Here is an 18,593-nt window from a genome sequence, read left to right as displayed (position 1 = left end):
TCGCCCTCGACGGCAGAGCCACCGAGGCGAAGGGGACCGAGCGGGCATGGACATGGAGACCACCGCGTGGATGTCGCTCTACCACGCGATGAACGCCGAGGACGAACGCCGGCCGTTCTCCCGCGCGACCCTGCGGAGGATCGGCCGGTTCGCCGCGCCGCACCGTGCCCAGCTCACGAAGTTCCTGCTGCTCAGCGTGGTGACCGCCGTCCTCACGGTGGCGACACCGGTGCTGGCCGGGCGGGTCCTGGACGCGATCGTGCAACGCTCGCCGCTGCGGGTCGTCCTCGTCATCGCCGCGGTGATCGCGGTCATCGCCGTGGCCGAGGCGGGGCTCGGGATCCTCACCCGGCTGCTGTCCGCCCGCATCGGCGAAGGGCTGATCCTCGACCTGCGCACGGCCGTGTTCGACCACGTGCAGCGCATGCCGGTGGCGTTCTTCACCCGCACCCGCACCGGCGCCCTGGTGAGCCGGCTCAACAACGACGTCCTCGGCGCCCAGCGTGCGTTCAGCGACACGCTGTCCGGGGTGGTGAGCAACCTCGTCACCCTGGTCCTCACCCTCGCGGTGATGATCGGCCTGTCCTGGCAGGTGACCGTGCTGGCGCTGGTGCTGCTGCCGATCTTCGTGGTGCCCGCGCGGCGGATGGGCAACCGGCTGGCCCGGATGGAGCGCGAGGCGGCCAACCACAACTCCGCGATGAGCACCCAGATGACCGAACGCTTCTCCGCGCCGGGTGCGACCCTGGTCAAGCTGTTCGGGCGGCCCGCGAACGAGTCCGCGGAGTTCGCGGTGCGTGCCCGCCGGGTGCGTGACATCGGCGTGCGCAGCGCGATGGTGCAGTGGGTGTTCATCGCCGCGCTCACCCTGGTCTCGGCGCTGGCGCTGGCGCTGGTCTACGGCCTGGGCGGCTACTACGCCCTGGCCGGCTCCCTCGACCCCGGCGACGTGGTGGCGCTGGCGCTGCTGCTCACCCGGCTGTACGCGCCGCTGACCGCCCTGGCCAGCGCCCGGGTGGAGGTGATGAGCGCGCTGGTCAGCTTCGAGCGGGTCTTCGAGGTGCTCGACCTGGCGCCGCTGATCGACCAGAGGCCGGATGCCGTACGCGTGCCGGACGGGCCGGTGTCGGTGGAGTTCGAGCACGTCCGGTTCGGCTACCCCGCCGCCGACAAGGTGTCGCTGGCGTCGCTGGAGGAGGTCGCGAAGCTGGACGCCCGGGGCGGTGAGGAGGTGCTGCACGACGTGTCGTTCCGGGTCGATCCGGGTGCCATGGTGGCGCTGGTCGGTTCCTCCGGCGCGGGGAAGTCGACCATCGCGCAACTGATCCCCCGGCTGTACGACGTGGACGAGGGAGCCGTACGGCTGTCCGGTGCCGACGTACGCGACCTGACCTTCGACTCGCTGCGCGACACCATCGGCATGGTCACCCAGGACGGCCACCTCTTCCACGAGTCGCTGCGCGCCAACCTCCTGCTGGCCCGCCCGGAGGCCGGCGAGGACGAGCTGTGGGAGGCGTTGCGCCGGGCACGCCTGGACGACCTGGTGGCCGCGCTGCCCGACGGCCTGGACACCGTGGTCGGCGAACGCGGTTACCGGCTGTCCGGGGGCGAACGCCAGCGGCTGACCATCGCCCGGCTGCTGCTCGCCCAGCCGCGGGTGGTGATCCTGGACGAGGCGACCGCACACCTCGACTCCACCTCCGAGGCCGCCGTTCAGGCCGCGCTCGGTGAGGCGCTGGCGGACCGGACCGCCATCGTCATCGCGCACCGGCTGTCCACCGTCCGGGCCGCAGACCTGATCCTGGTGCTCGAGGCCGGCCGGGTGGTCGAACGCGGCACCCACCACGAGTTGCTCGCCCGCGGCGGTCGCTACGCCGAACTGCACCGTACGCAGTTCGCCACCGACGAGAGCACCGAAAGCCTGGAGTCCGCGGCGGCGAACGTCGCGACCCCGGCCGGGTAATGTCGGCGCCATGCCGACAGCACCCCGCCCCGAGCAGCGTCCCTTCGTCCACCGCCACCACGGTGACGAACGGGTCGACGAGTACGCCTGGCTGCGCGACCGCGAGGACCCGGCCGTGCTCGCCCATCTGCAGGCCGAGAACGCCCATACCGAGGAATCCCTCGCACATCTGGCCGGTCTGCGTGAGGAGCTGTTCGAGGAGTACCGCTCCCGGATCAAGGAGACCGACGAGGACGTTCCCGCACGCGACGGCGCGTGGGAGTACTTCACCCGTACGCAGGAGGGCAAGCAGTACCCGCTGTTCGTACGGCAGCCGGTCGGTGCCGAGGGCGGCGGCGAGGACGGCGGCGCCGAGGAGGTGCTGCTGGACTGCAACGAGGCGGCGGAGGGCACCGACTACTTCGCGCTGGGTGCGTTCTCGGTCTCCCAGAGCGGCCACCTGCTCGCCTACTCGGTGGACACCGACGGCAGCGAGGAGTTCCGGATGCGGGTGAAGGACCTCCGCACCGGCGAGCACCTGCCCGACACGATCAGCCCGACGGGGTACGGCGCCGCCTGGTCCGCCGACGAGGCCTTCCTCTTCTACACCACCCTCGACCCCGCCCACCGGCCGTGGAAGCTGTGGCGGCACCGGCTCGGCACCGACCAGGCCGAGGACGTGCTGGTCTTCACCGAGGAGGACGAGTCGTTCTTCCTCGGCATCTCCCGCACCCGTTCGCGGGAGTGGCTGGTGCTGGACCTGCACGCCACCGAGTCCAGCGAGGTGCACGTCCTGCCCGCGGGCGAGCCGGAGGGGCGGTGGCGCCTGGTCGCCGCGCGCCGGCCCGGTGTGGAGTACAGCCTGGAGCACCACGCCGACCGGTTCCTGTTCGTCACCAACGACCAGGGCCCGGACTTCCGGCTCGCGCAGGCGCCGGTGGACGACCCGCGCCCGGAGAGCTGGACGGACGTGATCCCGCACCAGGAGGGGGTGCGGATCGTGTCGGTGGACGCGTTCGCAGACCACCTGGTGGTGGCGTTGCGCTCCGACGGGCGCACCGAGCTCGACGTGATCTCCGTCGCCGACGCGGAGCGCCGCCGGATGGTGTTCGAGGAACCCATCTACACCGTCGACGTCGGCACCAACCGGGAGTTCGACACCTCCACGCTGCGGATCGACTACACCTCGCTGACCACGCCGAACTCCGTCATCGACGTCGACCTCGCCACCGACGCGCGCAGGCTGCGCAAGCGGCAGCCGGTGCTGAACGTCGACCTCGACCGCTACCAGTCGACCCGGGAGTGGGCCACCGCTCCGGACGGGACGAAGGTGCCGATCTCGCTGGTGTGGCGCGACGACCGGCCCGAGGGCGGACCCGTCCTGCTGTACGGCTACGGGTCGTACGAACACTCGATGGATCCGTGGTTCTCCACCCTGCGGCTGTCGCTGCTGGACCGCGGGGTGGCGTTCGCGGTCGCGCACGTGCGCGGCGGCGGGGAGCTCGGCCGGTCGTGGTACGACCACGGCAAGCGGCTGGAGAAGGCAAACACCTTCACCGACTTCGTGGCCGCCGCCGACTACCTCGTGGAGACCGGCTGGACCACCCGGGACGGCCTGGCGATCCGGGGCGGGTCGGCGGGCGGCCTGCTGATCGGTGCCGTGCTCAACCTCCGGCCGGACCTGTGCGCCGCGGCGGTGGCCGAGGTGCCGTTCGTGGACGCGCTCACCACCATCCTCGACCCGTCGCTGCCGTTGACGGTGCGGGAGTGGGACGAGTGGGGAAACCCGGTGGCCGACCCGCGGGTGTACGCCGCGATGAAGGCGTACGCGCCCTTCGACAACGTCTCCGCCAGCCGCTACCCCGCGATCTATGCCACCGCCGGGCTGAACGACCCGCGGGTGAGCTACTGGGAGCCGGCGAAGTGGGTCGCGCGGCTGCGTGACCGGATGACCGGCGGCGGACCCGTGCTGCTGAAGACCGAACTCGGCGCGGGCCACGGCGGACCGTCGGGCAGGTACGACGCCTGGCGGGACGAGGCGCAGGTGCACGCGTTCGTCCTCGACCAGGTGGGCCTCGCGAAGACGTCCGGGTAGGCCGCCCGCTGTCAGTTCTGACGGGAGGGCGGATGTACCCCCAGCTGGAGCCCTACGACCACGGCATGCTCGACGTCGGCGACGGGCACAGCGTGTACTGGATGGCGTGCGGCAACCCTGACGGCAAGCCCGCGCTGTACGTGCACGGGGGCCCCGGCTCGGGGTGCGGCACGCGTTCCCCCGGCCAGTTCGACCCGGCCGTCTACCGCATCGTCTCCTTCGACCAGCGCAACTGCGGCCGGAGCACCCCGCACGCCGGCGAGCCCGTGGTCGACCTGTCCACCAACACGACCGACCACCTGATCCGCGACATGGAGCGGTTGCGCGAGCACCTGGGCATCGACAGGTGGCTGCTGTTCGGCGTTTCCTGGGGCTCGGTCCTCTCGCTGACCTATGCGCTGCGCCACCCGGAGCGGGTCTCGGAGCTGGTCGTGACCGCCGTCGCCACCGGCAGGCACTGCGAGGTCGAGTGGCTGATCCGCGGCTTCGGCGGCCTGGCCCCCGAGGCGTACGAGCGCTTCCTCGCCGGCGTCCCCGATCCGGGCGAGGACATCTCGGCCGCCTACCACCGGCTGCTGATGGACCCCGACCCCGCCGTGCACCGCAGAGCAGCCGAGGCCTGGTGCGCGTGGGAGGACGCCATCGCCACGATCCCGCCCGGCCGTGACGTCGAGCACGAGCCGTGGGAACCCCGGTTCCAGCTCGCCTTCGCCCGACTCGTCACGCACTACTTCAGCAACAGGTGCTGGTTGGCCGACGACGAACTGGCCCGCAAGGCACACGTGCTGAAGGACATTCCCGGCGTCATCGTGCACGGGCGGCTCGACCTCGGCGCGCTGAGCGGCAATCCATGGGTCCTGCACAACGCCTGGCAGGGCTCCGAACTGGTGATCGTCGAGAACGGCACGCACGCCACCGGAACCGCGGAAGCCGTCATCGCCGCGACCGACCGCTTCGCCACATCCCCCGTTTCCTAGGGGCCGGCGGAGGGTCGCACATCAGCCGGCGGACACGGGTCACGGACCTGGTGCCGGATCACCGGACGAGCCGAGCAGCTCGACCTTGCCGAGCCGGGTTCGTATCGTCGGCGCCTGGCGTGCTCGCCACGCTCGTCCGGAGTCGTAGGCCGGAAGCACGGTCCGGTTGTCCGGGTCGAGGTCGGCGAACACGACCTGGGGCGTTCCATCGGGTACGCCACGAGCCAGCCAGCGGTCATCCGGAGCGGCGACTCCCGACGTCGTGGCCCCCGCGACGGCGCCGGGAACGGCGAACGCGATCCACATCTCCGTCAGCAGCGCGTACGCCAACGGCCGCCGGTCATCCAGGGACTCCGACGGCGGTGCATCGCTGTAGCTGGCGAGCAGCACGCAGTCCACGCCCCGCGACTCGTACTCGGTGAACACTTCCGGCACCCGCGCTTCCACGCAGATGGCACAACCGAAGCGCATCCCGTCGACGGTGACGACGGTTGCGTGGTCACCTGCCTCGTACAGGACCGCCGCCTCGCGGGAAGACAGGAACCGCTTGTCGTACCGTCCGGCCAGGACGCCGTCGTCCCCGATCACGTAGAGACTGTTGAACGGCCGTTCGGCACCGGGCTCGTGGTGTATCGCGCCGACGACGGTCCACAGCCCGAGCTCCCCGGCATGCTCGATCGTTCGTTGCCGCTCCGCCGCGAACAGCGGCCAGTCGACCTGTGACCAGTCCGCCTCGCCCGGCCGGCGCCAAGTTGGGAGGCCCGTCAACGCCGGCACCCTGCGCCACCGCGATCCTCACCACCGACATGGTGCCGGATCATCGCACGGCCACTCCCGGCCTCGACCAGGACCGACGGGCGGGACCGGCGGCCAGGCTTGGTCGATTCCGCCCGCACGGGGTCCGTGTGGGGGTAGCCTCCCGCCAACCGTGAGGAGGTGGCCGCATGGATCCCGACGTACACCGGTCCCTGGTGTGGTGCAAGGACGCCGGCGCTGAGCTCGCCGAAGTGAAGCTGGCACGCGGGCACCTGTCCGCGGTTGGTTCGGCGATCGGCGCGGACCCGGTGCCGTACCGGCTGGAGTACGCCCTCACCACCGGCGACGACTACGCCACGTCGTCGCTGCGGGTGCACGCGTTCGGCGTCGGCTGGCGGCGGGTGCTGGAGCTGCGCCGTGACGGCGCCGGACGCTGGGAGATCTTCGCCGACGCCGAGGGCCACCTGGACGCGCCGTCGCCGGGCGGGGAGGCACGGCTCTACGGCGACGCGCTGGACTGCGACCTCGGGCTGTCCCCGCTCACCAACACTATGCCGGTGCGCCGGCACAAGCTGCTCACCGGAGGCGGCCCGGTCGAACTGCTGACCGCATGGGTGTCGGTCCCCGACCTGTCGGTGCACCCCAGCCGCCAGCGGTACACCCACGTATCCGCGAACGGTGACGGTGCCGGCGACGGTGCTGACGACGGTGCGGTGATCCGGTTCGACAGCGACGACTTCACCGCCGACATCGTCTTCGACCGGGACGGGCTGGTCGTCGACTACCCGGGAATCGCCCGCCTCGTCGGACCGGCGGCTTCGGCAGCGGCCGGGATCGACGTTGCCGGTACGGCGGACCTCACGAAGAGGGCTCAGCGAGGTGACGAGCCGGACGGTGCGGCGGGAGACGTCCTCGCGGCGACCTGAGCCGGCAACGGTCCACGGCGGCGGTGGCCGGATTCTTCCGCGGAAGAATCCGGCCACCGCACCGATCCCCTCTAGTTGGTGCCGCTCTTCGGTGCCGGAGCCTGTTTCTGACCGGGGTGGCGCCACTGCTTACCCATCCCACGGTCTGCCAGGTCGACGATCTGGACGGCGGTCGAGGTGGTGCCGCTGACCGTCGCGACGACCGCGACCTGCTGGTCCTTCTTGATCGACCCGATCCCCTCCCGGAGTGCGTTCACCCGGGTCTTGGCGTCCACGACGTAGGTGTGGGTGTAGCCGTCGGTGCTCTTCACCGTGACTGCCGTGGAGCTGACCGACTGGACGCTGCCGCGCTGGCTGGCGACGGTCTGGTAGCCGCCACCCGGCTTCGCGACGACGAACTCACCGTGCAGGGCGCGTCCTGCGAGCCCGAGCCCACCAGGCCCGAACCCACCGGGCCCGAACCTTCTGGGTCCGAAGCGGTCGGACTCGCCAGGCAGACCGGGGTGCCGCAGGCCGCCGCGTTCCCCGGGTGCCGGCGCGGCCGTCGGCTTGGCGGTCGGTGTGGCCTGTGGCTGGGCGGCGACCTGGGCCTTGGGGCCGGAGGCGTTGTCCGCCAGCGCGATGCCGCCCACCACGAGCCCGGAGACGGTCGCCGCGGCGGCGGCCACTCCGACAACGGTGGTACGGCTGACGGTGCGTCCTGCAGGACTCATGTTCTGCTCCGTTCGTCGGGCGCCCGGCATTCGGGCCGCCTGCCCGCGCGGCAGCGCGGCGCGGGGTCGCGCACCACTATTGGCCCCGAACCTGGGAAACACCTGAAGAGAACCTGGGATTTTCGCTCCGGAGTGGCACCGGTCCCGTCCGGGCGTACGCGGCACCCAGCACCCGGCATCCGGCACCCGATGCGGGCCGGACGAGGGTGCGGCGATACGGCATGCTGGGCGGTCATGCGTTCGGTGTATCTGTCCCACGTCGGCTCCTGGGTCCGCTACCTCGACCTGCCCGGTGCCTCCCCCAACGATGACACCGGCGACGACACCGGCGACGCGGCTGGTTCCCCGGATCCGGTGTTCGTCTACGTCGCCGGTCTCGGCGCGGCCACCTCCGCCGACTTCCCGCACGTGGTCGCCCACCCGGCGCTGCGGCGGCATCGCTCGCTGCTGGTCGACCTGGTGGGCACCGGGTGGAGCGACTCGGCCGACCCCGCGCGGTTCGGGTACACCGTGGAGGAGCACGCCGACGCGGTCGCGGCCGTCCTGGACGCCGACGGGCTCGAGGGCACCACGGTGGTCGGCCACAGCCTCGGCGGGTCGGTCGCCATCGTGCTCGCCCACCGCCGGCCCGACCTCGTGGGCACCCTGGTCGCCTGCGAACCCAACCTCGACCCCGGCGTCGGCGACCTCAGCGCGCACGTCGCCGCCCAGACCGAGGAGGCCTTCGTCCGGCGCGGCTACGACGCCCTGCGCGCGGTCGTCGCCCGGGACGAACACGCGGCCGGGAAGTCGGTGTTCCACGCCACCACCGGACGCTGGACGCCGGTCGGGATGCACCGTACGTCGGTGTCGATGCTGGCCGACCGGGAGCCGACGTTCCGTACGCAGCTCACGCGAGGGCTGATGCCGCGCGCGCTGCTGGTCGGTGAGCACACCGCCGGCTTCGACCTGGGCGGGCTGGAGCCGGCGGGGGTGACCGTGCACGTCGTGCCGAGCGCCGCCCACGTGATGACGTACGACAATCCGGCCGGCTTCGCGACCACCATCGCAGCAGCGGTGCAACCCGCTCGCTGAGCCCCCGTCTGTCAATCGCGGCTTGCGGCGTGCTGGTCGTCCCACCACGGGCCCAGTGCCCCCGCCACGGCGACGAACCGGCGGTAGGCGTCGGCGAGCACCTCCCGGCGAGCGGGATCGGGCACGTGCCGGCGCACGATGCGTGCCGTCTGCGCGGTCTCGGCCAGCGAGGAGTACCACCCGACGCCGAGCGCCGCCAGCAGCGCCGCGCCCCGCGCACCCTGCTCCGTGCCGGCGGCCACCTCGACCTCCAGGTCCAGCGCGTCGGCGAACATCTGCGACCACACCGCGCTGCGCGCCGCGCCACCGGACAGCCGGGCGACGTCGGACAGCGCGAAGCGTTCCCGCAGCGCGTCCACGTGCACCCGGTGACCGAGGACCACGCCTTCCAGCAGGCCGCGCACGAGGTCGCCGCGGGTGTGCCAGCCGCGCACGCCGAGGAACGCGGCACTCGCGGTCTCGCCGTACGGCGATCCGTACAGGAACGGGTGGTAGATCAGCTGGCTCGGGCCGGACAGCGCGCCGGCGGCCTCGCGTTCCAGCGTGGCGTACCCCTCGTCGGTGCCGGGCACGCCGAACGCCGTACGCCACCAGTCGAGGTTGGTGGCCGAGGAGGCGGAGGTGGACATCGCCAGCCAGCGCCCCGGTTCGACGAAGGTGCGCGCCTGCCAGCGTTCGTCCACCACGACGTCGGTGCTGACCACCTGGTTGATGCTGAACGTTCCGGCCACCAGGCTGAGCAGCCCGGGTTCGACCGCTCCGAGGCCGACCGCCGTACCGTCCACGTCGTGCGCACCGGTGACCACCGGCGTGCCGGCGGCCAGGCCGGTGGCGGCCGCACCGGCGGCACTCACCTCCCCCGCGATCCCGGCACTGGGCAGCAGCGGCGGCAGCCGGTCACGCAGACCGCCCAGGCTGTCCAACCCGTACAGGTCGAGGACCTGCGGCGCGTAGTCCTGGGTACGCACGGACGTGAACGCGCAGCTGGCCTCGCTGGGGTCGGTGGCGATCGCCCCGGTGAGCCGGTAGCGCAACCAGTCCTTGCAGAACAGCACCCAGCGGGTGCGGTCGAGCACCTGCGGGTCGTGCCGGGCGAACCACGCCAGCAGCGTGGACGGCGAGCCCGCGTACGGCACCTGACCGGTCAGTTCCAGGGCACGCGCCCACACCGGGCCGGCGCGCCAGTCCCGCAGCACGTCGTGCGCGCGGGTGTCCATCGCGGTGACGGCCGGGCGCACCGGACGGCCGGCCTCGTCGAGGAGGTACAGCCCGTCGTTGTGGCCGACGATGCCGACCGCGCCGACGCGGGCGCCGCTCACCCCGGCAGCCGTCAGCGCCGCGCCGATCGCGTCCACGGTCGCCGCCCACACCTCGTCCAGGTCGCGTTCGACCCAGCCCGGCCGCGGGCTGTGCACCCGCACCCGGGCACTGCCGGCGCCGAGCTCACGTCCCTCGCGGTCGAAGACGCACGCCTTGGTGACGGTCTGCCCGGCGTCCACCCCGAGCAGCAGGTCGGCTGCCCCAGCTGCTCCGACTGCTCCGGCGCCGGCCGCGCCGCCCGCACGAGTCACTGTCACGGGTCAGCCCCAGCCGAGCGCGGACGCGTTCACCGCCGACGCGACCCGCCCGGTGCGGTGCAGTTCGGCGATCGCCTCGGCCACCAGCCGGGCGGAGCGGGTGTTGGTGGTGTGGGTCTCCCCGCCGAAGTGCGTGGTGAGCGTGACGTTGTCCAGGGAACGCCAGGGGCTGTCGGGCGGCAGCGGCTCGTGGTCGAACACGTCCAGTCCGGCGCCGGCGATCCGGCGTTCGGCCAGCGCGTCGTACAACGCGTCGTGGTCGACCAGCCGGGCGCGGGAGGTGTTGACGAAGTACGCGGTCGGCTTCATCAGCGCGAACTGCGCGGCGCCGACGAACCGCTCGGTCTGCGGGGTCAGCCGGGCCAGCACGTGCACGAAGTCGGACTCGGCGAAGACCGTGTCCAGGTCCACCCGGGTCGCCTCGTGGGCGGCGAGCACGTCGTCGCCGACATAGGGGTCGGCGACCAGCAGCCGTACGCCGAACCCGCGCAGCCGCCCGGCCAGCTCCCGGCCCACGTGCCCGAACCCCACCAGGCCGACGGTGCTGCCGCCGATCTCGGTGCCCGGCCCGCCGAAGTCCTTGCGCCACCCGCCGGCCTTCACCGAGGCGTCGGCCCGGGCGAGGCTGCGGCCCTCGCTGATCATCAGGCCGATCGCGAGCTCGGCCACACCGGAGGCGTTGCGGCCGGCGACCGGCACCACCGCGATGCCGCGGGCGGTGGCCGCCTCGATGTCGACGTTCTCCAGCCCGGCCCGGGCCACCACGACCGCTCGCAGGTCAGAGCCCGCGTCCAGCACCTCGGCGGGTACGGGCGCGAAGTGCAACGCCAGTGCCTGCGCGTCACCCACCGCGGCGGCGATCTCCGCGGGTACGGGTACGGCGCCCGGCCCCTCCTTCTCCATCCGCTGCTGGGCAGCGTGCTGGTCGGCCTTGCCGCCGGACCAGTCGACGGTACGGACGCCCGCCGGGTCCAGGCCGGCGCCCGCGAGGGCCTCGACGTAGGCGGACGCGGGAATGTAGTGGTCGCCGATCACGAGTGTGCGCACGCCCGGAACCTACCCGACCGGGGTGCGGCCGGCCGTGATCACCCGAGCCGGCCGAGTCACCCGAGCCTGCCGTAGGAGAGTCAGCCGAGTACGACCAGCGCGCGGTCGTCGTCGGTGACCGGCCCGGCCAGGCTGCGTGGACTGCGTACGGCAGCGGTGCCCCACGCCACCGCCTCGAGTAGCCGCCGGGCGGGCGGGCCGTCCACCGCGAGGAAACCTGCCAGCAGGTTGTCCCCCGCCCCGACGGTGCTGGCGACCCGCACCGGCCCACCGGCCCGGGCGTGCAGCGGCGGCCCGTCACCGACCAGCACCGCACCTTCTTCGCCCAGGCTCACCAGGACGTCGGCGCCGGTGGCCCGGCGTACCTTCGCGGCGGCGGCGAGCACGTCGTCGAGGGTGGGCAGGGTGGTGCCGGTGAGTTCGGCGAGCTCGTCCAGGTTGGGCTTGACCAGTGCCGGCAGGCCGGCCAGTCCCTGCCGCAGCGCCGCGCCGCTGGAGTCCAGCGCGAACCGCCCGCCGGCCTCGCGTACCCGCTCGGCGAGGTCGGCGTAGAAGTCGTCGGAAACCCCGCGCGGCAGCGTGCCCGCGCCGACCACCCAGTCGCCGTGGCCGAGGTGGGCGAGCACCGCCTCCGCGAGCGCCTCGGCCTCGCCCCAGCTCAGGGTGGGTCCGGGCTCGTTGACCTTGGTGACGACACCGTCAGGGGTACGCAAGGAGATGTTGACACGCACCGCCTCGGTCACCGGCACACCGACGTAGGACACCGACTCGTCCTCCAGCAGCCTGCGCAACTGGTCGCCCTCGGTGCCGCCGAGCGGCAGCACGGCCCGGGACCGGACGCCGTTGGCGGCCAGCGCGCGGGTGACGTTGACGCCCTTGCCGCTGGGCTCGACATGTCCGCCGCTCGCGCGGTTGACCACGCCGGGCACCAGCGACGCGACGTCCAGGGTGCGGTCCACGCTCGGGTTCGGGGTGACGGTGAGGATCACGGCACTCACGCCCGCACCACGGTGGGGCCGGCCGCCTCGACCTCGGCCGCCTCCGCCTCGCCGAGCTCGGTGCCGGTGACCACCACGTCGAAGTCCGCCAGGCCGGCGAACCGGCAGAAGCTCGTACGCCCGAACTTGGAGTGGTCGGCGAGCAGCACCCGCCGCTTCCCGGCCGCGACCATCGCGGCCTTCACCGCCGCCTCGGTCGGCAGCGGCGTGCTGAGCCCGTGCCCGGGCGTCACGGCGTTGGTGCCGACGAAGGCCACCTCCACCGACAGGTCCTCCAGCTGCCGGCGGGCCCAGTCGTCGACGGTGGCGTAGGTGCGGCCGCGGACCAGGCCGCCGAGACTCCACACCGACAGCTGGGGCTGGTCGGCGAGCAACGTCGCGATCGGCAGCGAGTTGGTCACCACGGTGAGCTCGCGGTCGGTGGGCAGCAGCCGGGCGAGGGCCTCCGGGGTGGAGCCGCTGTCGAGGAGCACCGCGCCCTCGGCGGGGAGCTGGTCCAGTGCCGCCCGGGCGATCCGCGCCTTCTCCTCGCGCTGCTGTTCGCGGCGGGTGGCGAGCCGGGGTTCGTAGCCGAGCCGCTCCACCGGGATCGCGCCGCCGTGCACCCGTCTGAGCAGGCCCTGGCGTTCGAGCACGGTGAGGTCGCGCCGCACCGTCTCCTGGGTGACCCGCAGCGCGTCGGCCAGCCCGGCCACCTCGACCCGCCCGTCCGCCCGGGCCCGTGTGAGGATCTCCAGCTGGCGCTCCTCGGCGTACATCCCGGATGCCCGGCCGAGCCCGAGTCTGTCCGGTCGGTCGTCTTGCTGGACCATCACTCGACCATCACCCGCCGAGCATGACGGAAGTGGCAGCGCTCACACAAGACCATGCATGTGGGTTTCGGTCCGGGTTTCTGTGGTTGTGTGGGTCATCGCTTGACTCTGGTACGTAGTGGGTGGATGGTCGGGGCCTGCTCGTACTACGGAGGTTCGGACAATGAGCGGAGCCACCCCCACAGCCAACCCACCACCCCCGGCCGCCGGGATCACCACCCGCCGCACCCTGCTCCGCGGCCTCGCCGGCGCGGCCGGGGCCGGTCTCGCCGGCGCCGCGATGTCCGGCTGTTCCTCACCCAAGGACGTCGCCCGCGCCTCGACGAGCGATCCGTGGCGGCAGTTCGCCGGGACCACGCTCAACTTCGTCTCCGAGAACACCGCGCCCACCGCGGCCATCGCCGCCAACCTCGCGCCGTTCACCGAGCTCACCGGCATCCGGGTCAACATCGTGACGCTGGAGCTGTCCGCGCTGGTGCAGAAGGTCGCCCTCGACCTGGCCTCGGGCCAGTCGCAGTACCAGGTCATCTACGCCGACCCCTACCAGGTGCTCGCGCCGTACTCCAAGGGCCTGGTCGACCTGCGCGAGCTCGCCGCGGACTCCTCGGTGCCCCACCTGACCGGCGGGTTCGGCGACTTCATCCCCACCCAGCTGGAGGCGGCGGGCAAGTTCGGCGACCGCGACAAGGTGTTCGCGCTTCCCTACGACTGCCCGACGATGATCTGGCACTACCGCAAGGACCTGTTCGACAAGCACCACGACGCGATGTCGAACGACCTGGGCTTCGACCCCACACCGGGCGCGGACACCACCTGGGACCAGTACGCCGCGATCGCGAAGTGGTTCAACGACAAGACCGACGACATCCCGTACGGCACCGGCCACCAGGCCAAGCAGCACGACTCGCTGATGTGCGACTTCTCCAACGTGTTGTGGTCCTACGGCGGCGACTACTTCGACAACGGCAAGGCCGTCGGCAGTCTCGGCGCCACCGACCCCGGAAAGTGCCGGCTGGACAGCGACCAGGCCGCGGAGGCGGCCGCGTTCTACGACCGGCTGCTGGCGTCGGCCGACCCCGCGTCGCGCACCTGGGACTGGGACGGCGTCGGCGCGGCCTTCCGCGCGGGCCGGATCGCGATGTGCCCCAACTGGCACGAGTTCGCCGCCAGCAACGAGGCCGCCATGCCCGGCAAGGTCGGCTACGCCCGGCTGCCGAAGGGCCCGGCCCGCTCGGCCAGCCACTACGGCGGCACCGGCATCGGGATCAGCGCCAACACCCTGCCCAACGAGCGCCGGGCCGCGTGGCTGTTCACGGTCTGGGCGACCGCGCCGCGCACCCAGCTCGCCAACCTCAAGAGCAAGGCCGGCGGCGGGACACCCACCCGCACCTCGGTCTACGAGCTTCCGGAGGTACGCAAGGCGGAGAAGCGGCCGTCGGCGATGCCCAACATGCTCACCGCCGACGCCGTCAACGAGGCGTGGAAACCGGCCAACATCGGCCTGCGGCCGAAGATCCCGATGTGGAACGAATGCGACACCGCCATCTACACCCAGCTGTCCCGCATGCTGCTCGGCGACGCCAAGCCGGCGCAGGCGATGGGCGACACCGCCGACCGGATCGACCGGATCGTGGCCCGAGGGTGGGTGAGCTGAGATGAGCGACACCCTCACCGACGTCTCCGAGAAGAGCGCCTCGCGCACCGGCCGGCGTCAACCCCGGCTTGCGTTCGAGGGGCGGCTGATGGCGCCCGGCGTGATCCTGCTGGCCGCCCTGTCGATCGTGCCGTTCCTCGCGATCATCTGGATGAACTTCTCCCAGGTACGCCTGCTCGGCGGGGTCGCCACCAGTTGGGTGGGCCTGGACAACTGGGCGCGGTTCTTCAGCGACCTCGACATGGCCGCCAACTGGCTGCGTACTGGCGCGTTCTTCGTCCTCACCGTCGGCCTGGAGATGGTCGGCGGCGTGGTGCTCGCGCTGTGCCTGTGGCGGGTCGTGCGCGGCCGCAACCTCGTCCTCAGCCTGCTCCTGCTGCCGATGTTCGTCGCACCCGTCGTCGTCGGCCTGCTCGGCAGGTTCCTCACCGACTCCACGTTCGGCCTGTACGCCTGGCTGCTGCGCGGCACCGGCTACACCGGCGACATCCTCGGCGGGAAGTACTCCGCGTTCGCCGCCGTGGTGGCAATGGACGTGTGGGAGTGGACGCCGCTGATCGCGCTGATCACCCTGGCCGGGCTGTCCTCGGTGCCACTGTCGGTGCGCGAGGCGGCCTCGATCGACGGGGCCAGCGGCGCGCAGTCGCTGCGCCACATCGTGCTGCCGTCCATCTCCAACGTGTTGCTGGTGGCGCTGCTGATCCGGTCGATGGACGCCATCCGCTACTTCGACATCATCTGGGTCACCACCAACGGCGGCCCGGCCGACGCCACCAAGACTGTCCCGGTACGGCTGTACGAGACGGCGTTCCGGTTCTTCGACCTCGGGTACGCCGCGACCATCGGCCTGGTGATGCTCGCGGTCTCGATCGCGATCGCCCGGATCTTCGTCCGGCTCCTCGACCAGAAGGGACTCACCCGATGAGCGCCGCCGCTCCCACCAGCCCGCTGGAGCGGGGTACGAAGAGTTCGCGCACGCTCGCCTGGGTGCTGCTCGCGGTCGGCCTGGTGTGGACCCTCGTCCCGCTGGTGTGGATGCTGTCGTCGTCGCTGAAGTCGAAGGCGGACGTGACGTCGGGTACGCCGAAGTTCCTCTTCGCCCCCACGCTGGACAACTACCGCAACCTGTTCTCCGGCGCCAACGACCTCACGCCGTACCTCACGCACAGCATCCTCGCCGGCGGGGTGTCGGCCGTGCTCGCCGTGGCGCTCGGCGCCCTCGCCGGGTACGGCCTGTCCCGCACCCGGATGCGCGGCCGCCGGCACCTGTCGTTCTGGATCATCTCCACCCGGATGGCGCCGATCGCGGCCGTCGTGCTCCCGCTGTTCCTGATCTTCCGGCAGCTGGACCTGATCGACTCGGTGTTCGGGCTGGTGCTGGCCTACCTCACCTTCGACCTGCCGTTCGCGATCTGGCTGATGAGCGCGTTCTTCGCCGACGTGCCACCCTCGCTGGAGGAGTCGGCGCTGGTGGCGGGCTGCTCGCGCTGGCAGGCGTTCTACCGGGTGGTGCTGCCGCTGACCAAGGCCGGACTGGTGACGACGTTCGTGCTGTGCCTGGTGTTCGCGTGGAACGACTACGCGTTCGCGCTGGTGTTCAGCGGCCCCAACTCCCAGACGCTGCCGATCGCGGCGAGCCAGTTGGTGACACAGACCGGCATCGACTGGGGTCAGCTGTGCGCGATCGGTACGTTCGTGGTGGTCCCGATGATGCTGGCGGGACTCGCCGTCCGCCGGTGGCTGGTCACCGGGCTCACGCTCGGCGCCGTCACCGGAGAATGAGCCGGAACCACAGCTGACCTGAGCTGACCTGAGCTTGAACCGAGAGGAAGTACGACGATGGGCGAAGCGGTTCCCCCGACCATGCGGGCCGCGGTCCTGCGTTCGGTGAAGGACCTCGCCGTGGAGGAACGGCCGGTCCCCGAGCCGGGCCCGCGCGAGGTGCTGATCCAGGTGCGCTCGGTGGGCACCTGCGGCTCCGACGTCCACTACTACGAGCACGGCCGGATCGGCGACTTCGTCGTCCGCGCGCCGCTGGTCCTCGGGCACGAGTCGAGCGGGGTCGTGGTGGGGCGCGGGTCCGAGGTCACCCGGCACGAGGTCGGGCAGCGGGTGTCCATGGAGCCGGGCGTGCCCTGTTTCACCTGCGCGCAGTGCCGTGCAGGCCGCTACAACCTCTGCCCGGACATGCGGTTCTTCGCCACCCCGCCGATCGACGGGGCGTTCTGTGAGTACGTCGTCCTGCACGAGGAGTTCGCTCACCCGGTGCCGGACTCGATGTCCGACGACGCGGCGGCGCTGCTGGAGCCGCTGTCGGTCGGGGTGTGGAGCTCGCAGAAGGCGCGGGTCGGCCCGGGCACCCGGGTGCTCGTCACCGGTGCCGGGCCGATCGGGCTGGTCGCGCTGCAGGCAGCACGGGCGTTCGGGGCCGCCGAGGTGGTGGTCACCGACGTACTCCCACAGCGGCTGGAGACCGCGCGGGCGCTCGGCGCGACCACGGTGAACGTGGCCGAGACGTCGCTGGCCGACGCCGGTGTCGAGGCGGACGTGCTGATCGAATGCTCCGGCTTCCCGCCCGCGATCGGCGAGGCGATCCGGCGGGTGCGCCGGGCCGGCCGGGTGGTGCTGGTCGGCATGGGCGGGGACGAGATCCCGCTGCCGCTGGCGCACGTGCAGAGCTTCGAGATCGAGGTCACCGGCACGTTCCGGTACGCCAACACCTGGCCGACCGCGATCGCGCTGGCCACCGGCAAGGAGGTCGACCTGGACCGGCTGGCCACCCACCACTTCGGGCTGGACGCCACCGAGCAGGCACTCACCGCGCTGGCCCGCGACGAGAACACCATCAAGGCCATGGTCCACCCGGACCGGCCGTGAGCCACGCCGGACCCGCGAGACCCGTCAGGCAGTTCCCAGGTTCAGCCCCGAGGAGGAGTTCCGGTGAAAGCCGCCGTCATCAGTGCACCCGGTGAGGTCAGTGTCGAGAGTGTCCCGGACCCCACCCCGGGGCCGCGCGACGTGGTGGTCAAGGTCGCCGCGTGCGGGATCTGCGGCACCGACCTGCACATCCTGGAAGGCGAGTTCGCCCCCACCCTGCCGGTCGTACCCGGCCACGAGTTCGCCGGCGAGGTGGTCGCCGTCGGTACGGATGTCACCGAGTTCGCCACCGGCGACCAGGTGGCGGTCGACCCGTCCCTGCACTGCGGGGAGTGCCACTACTGCCGCCGGGCACGCGGCAACCTCTGTGAGAACTGGGCCGCGATCGGGGTGACCACCGCCGGCGGCGCGGCCGAGTACGCCCTCGCCCCGGTGAAGAACTGCTACCGGCTCCCCGACGGTGTCTCGACCGGTGACGCCGCGCTGATCGAGCCGCTGTCGTGCGCGGTCCGCGGGTTCGACGTACTCCCCCGCATGCTCGCCGACCACTACCTCATCTACGGCGCCGGCACGATGGGCCTGATGATGATGGAGCTCGCCAAGCGGGCCGGGGCGGGCAGCGTCAACGTCGTCGACCTCAACTCCAAGCGGCTGGAGACCGCCCGCGAACTCGGCTGCTCGGGCACCGCCACCAGCGCCGACGAGCTCACCGGGGGCTTTCCCCGCGGCTGGGACGTCGTGGTCGACTGCACCGGGGTCGCCGCCGCGATCTCCGACGGGCTGTCGCGGGTGGGTCGCGGCGGGACGTTCCTGCAGTTCGGGGTGGCCGCCTACGACGCACGCGTGCAGATCGAGCCGTACAAGATCTACAACCAGGAGATCACCATCACCGGCTCGATGGCGGTGCTGCACAGCTTCGAACGCGCCGGTGACCTGTTCGTCAACGGCGCGTTGCGCCCGGACGTGATGATCAGCGACCGTTTTCCGCTGGCCGACTACGCCACCGCACTCGACCAGTTCAAGGCCGGTGTGGGCCGCAAGATCCAGATCGTCCCCTGAGCCGCCGCCCGGACGGGTGAGGCGGTTTCCCCGACGGGCCGAACGTACGAAGGTCCCGGCCATCCCTGGAGTGGGATGCCGGGACC

At 72.0% G+C, this 18,593-nt stretch carries 16 protein-coding genes; 10 read left to right on the top strand and 6 right to left on the bottom strand.

All coding sequences use genetic code 11. From position 1 onward, the window contains the following. Nucleotides 1-46 precede the first annotated feature (46 nt). From FHR37_RS11095 to pip, 3 genes are read left to right on the top strand one after another with little or no spacing between them, the layout of a single operon-like run. On the top strand, nucleotides 47-1,963 hold the full coding sequence (locus tag FHR37_RS11095; RefSeq protein ID WP_092882817.1) for an ABC transporter ATP-binding protein: 1,917 nt from the start codon (nucleotides 47-49) through the stop codon (nucleotides 1,961-1,963). 10 nt (nucleotides 1,964-1,973) lie between these two features. Beyond that, on the top strand, nucleotides 1,974-4,037 hold the full coding sequence (locus FHR37_RS11090; protein WP_092882818.1) for a S9 family peptidase: 2,064 nt from the start codon (nucleotides 1,974-1,976) through the stop codon (nucleotides 4,035-4,037). A 32-nt stretch (nucleotides 4,038-4,069) separates the two neighbouring features. Further along, nucleotides 4,070-5,014, top strand: coding sequence for a prolyl aminopeptidase (gene pip, locus FHR37_RS11085; RefSeq protein WP_092882819.1), 945 nt, complete (start codon nucleotides 4,070-4,072; stop codon nucleotides 5,012-5,014). Nucleotides 5,015-5,053: 39 nt separating this feature from the next. Here pip and FHR37_RS11080 read toward each other — a convergent pair whose 3' ends face one another. Next, complete coding sequence (locus FHR37_RS11080; protein WP_175542451.1) at nucleotides 5,054-5,782, bottom strand: carbon-nitrogen hydrolase family protein; 729 nt, start codon at nucleotides 5,780-5,782, stop codon at nucleotides 5,054-5,056. Between the two features lie 176 nt (nucleotides 5,783-5,958). Here FHR37_RS11080 and FHR37_RS11075 point away from each other — a divergent pair, with 176 nt between their 5' ends. Continuing rightward, nucleotides 5,959-6,696, top strand: coding sequence for a putative glycolipid-binding domain-containing protein (locus FHR37_RS11075; protein ID WP_092882821.1), 738 nt, complete (start codon nucleotides 5,959-5,961; stop codon nucleotides 6,694-6,696). Nucleotides 6,697-6,767: 71 nt separating this feature from the next. Here the strand turns inward: FHR37_RS11075 and FHR37_RS11070 are convergent, their stop codons facing one another. Continuing rightward, a complete protein-coding gene (locus tag FHR37_RS11070) occupies nucleotides 6,768-7,409 on the bottom strand; it encodes a hypothetical protein (RefSeq protein ID WP_139238890.1) in 642 nt (213 codons plus the stop codon). A gap of 234 nt (nucleotides 7,410-7,643) precedes the next feature. Here FHR37_RS11070 and FHR37_RS11065 point away from each other — a divergent pair, with 234 nt between their 5' ends. Beyond that, entirely contained in the window at nucleotides 7,644-8,483 is an 840-nt protein-coding gene (locus tag FHR37_RS11065) for an alpha/beta fold hydrolase (protein WP_175542452.1), read from the top strand. Nucleotides 8,484-8,494: 11 nt separating this feature from the next. Here the strand turns inward: FHR37_RS11065 and FHR37_RS11060 are convergent, their stop codons facing one another. The 4 genes from FHR37_RS11060 to FHR37_RS11045 all read right to left on the bottom strand — a co-directional run bounded on the left by FHR37_RS11060 (nucleotide 8,495) and on the right by FHR37_RS11045 (nucleotide 12,917). Beyond that, nucleotides 8,495-10,060 (bottom strand): FGGY-family carbohydrate kinase, encoded by a 1,566-nt coding sequence (locus FHR37_RS11060; RefSeq protein ID WP_237768706.1) that lies wholly within the window; start codon nucleotides 10,058-10,060, stop codon nucleotides 8,495-8,497. Between the two features lie 3 nt (nucleotides 10,061-10,063). Further along, nucleotides 10,064-11,107 carry a 2-hydroxyacid dehydrogenase gene (locus FHR37_RS11055; protein ID WP_092882825.1) on the bottom strand — a complete coding sequence of 348 codons (1,044 nt, stop codon included), beginning with the start codon at nucleotides 11,105-11,107 and terminating at the stop codon, nucleotides 10,064-10,066. Nucleotides 11,108-11,187: 80 nt separating this feature from the next. Further along, a complete protein-coding gene (locus tag FHR37_RS11050; RefSeq protein ID WP_202818009.1) occupies nucleotides 11,188-12,105 on the bottom strand; it encodes a 1-phosphofructokinase family hexose kinase in 918 nt (305 codons plus the stop codon). Beyond that, a complete protein-coding gene (locus tag FHR37_RS11045) occupies nucleotides 12,102-12,917 on the bottom strand; it encodes a DeoR/GlpR family DNA-binding transcription regulator (RefSeq protein WP_237768707.1) in 816 nt (271 codons plus the stop codon). Before FHR37_RS11045 ends, FHR37_RS11050 begins: the two co-directional genes overlap by 4 nt. Nucleotides 12,918-13,080: 163 nt before the next feature. Between FHR37_RS11045 and FHR37_RS11040 the strand changes: the two genes are divergently transcribed. The 5 genes from FHR37_RS11040 to FHR37_RS33065 all read left to right on the top strand — a co-directional run bounded on the left by FHR37_RS11040 (nucleotide 13,081) and on the right by FHR37_RS33065 (nucleotide 18,507). Further along, on the top strand, nucleotides 13,081-14,571 hold the full coding sequence (locus FHR37_RS11040; protein ID WP_175542453.1) for an ABC transporter substrate-binding protein: 1,491 nt from the start codon (nucleotides 13,081-13,083) through the stop codon (nucleotides 14,569-14,571). Between the two features lies 1 nt (nucleotide 14,572). Further along, nucleotides 14,573-15,496, top strand: coding sequence for a carbohydrate ABC transporter permease (locus tag FHR37_RS11035; protein WP_092882827.1), 924 nt, complete (start codon nucleotides 14,573-14,575; stop codon nucleotides 15,494-15,496). Further along, nucleotides 15,493-16,353 carry a carbohydrate ABC transporter permease gene (locus FHR37_RS11030; RefSeq protein ID WP_092882828.1) on the top strand — a complete coding sequence of 287 codons (861 nt, stop codon included), beginning with the start codon at nucleotides 15,493-15,495 and terminating at the stop codon, nucleotides 16,351-16,353. Before FHR37_RS11035 ends, FHR37_RS11030 begins: the two co-directional genes overlap by 4 nt. Before the next feature lie 57 nt (nucleotides 16,354-16,410). After that, complete coding sequence (locus tag FHR37_RS11025) at nucleotides 16,411-17,448, top strand: NAD(P)-dependent alcohol dehydrogenase (protein WP_092882829.1); 1,038 nt, start codon at nucleotides 16,411-16,413, stop codon at nucleotides 17,446-17,448. 63 nt (nucleotides 17,449-17,511) lie between these two features. Next, complete coding sequence (locus FHR37_RS33065) at nucleotides 17,512-18,507, top strand: zinc-dependent alcohol dehydrogenase family protein (protein ID WP_092882830.1); 996 nt, start codon at nucleotides 17,512-17,514, stop codon at nucleotides 18,505-18,507. Nucleotides 18,508-18,593 lie beyond the last annotated feature (86 nt).

The organism is Actinopolymorpha cephalotaxi (genome assembly GCF_013408535.1).
GTDB lineage: Bacteria > Actinomycetota > Actinomycetes > Propionibacteriales > Actinopolymorphaceae > Actinopolymorpha > Actinopolymorpha cephalotaxi.
Note: the sequence above shows the minus strand (reverse complement) of the source record. Positions and strands in the feature narration are given on the sequence as shown.

Bases quoted from the DNA above. Each gene is read 5' to 3' on its own strand.
- pip (WP_092882819.1), top strand. From the start codon at position 4,070: ATGTACCCCCAGCTGGAGCCCTACGACCACGGCATGCTCGACGTCGGC.
- FHR37_RS11035 (WP_092882827.1), top strand. From the start codon at position 14,573: ATGAGCGACACCCTCACCGACGTCTCCGAGAAGAGCGCCTCGCGCACC.
- FHR37_RS11075 (WP_092882821.1), top strand. From the start codon at position 5,959: ATGGATCCCGACGTACACCGGTCCCTGGTGTGGTGCAAGGACGCCGGC.
- FHR37_RS11095 (WP_092882817.1), top strand. From the start codon at position 47: ATGGACATGGAGACCACCGCGTGGATGTCGCTCTACCACGCGATGAAC.
- FHR37_RS11090 (WP_092882818.1), top strand. From the start codon at position 1,974: ATGCCGACAGCACCCCGCCCCGAGCAGCGTCCCTTCGTCCACCGCCAC.
- FHR37_RS11030 (WP_092882828.1), top strand. From the start codon at position 15,493: ATGAGCGCCGCCGCTCCCACCAGCCCGCTGGAGCGGGGTACGAAGAGT.
- FHR37_RS11025 (WP_092882829.1), top strand. From the start codon at position 16,411: ATGGGCGAAGCGGTTCCCCCGACCATGCGGGCCGCGGTCCTGCGTTCG.
- FHR37_RS11070 (WP_139238890.1), bottom strand. From the start codon at position 7,409: ATGAGTCCTGCAGGACGCACCGTCAGCCGTACCACCGTTGTCGGAGTG.
- FHR37_RS11065 (WP_175542452.1), top strand. From the start codon at position 7,644: ATGCGTTCGGTGTATCTGTCCCACGTCGGCTCCTGGGTCCGCTACCTC.
- FHR37_RS11045 (WP_237768707.1), bottom strand. From the start codon at position 12,917: ATGGTCCAGCAAGACGACCGACCGGACAGACTCGGGCTCGGCCGGGCA.
- FHR37_RS11040 (WP_175542453.1), top strand. From the start codon at position 13,081: ATGAGCGGAGCCACCCCCACAGCCAACCCACCACCCCCGGCCGCCGGG.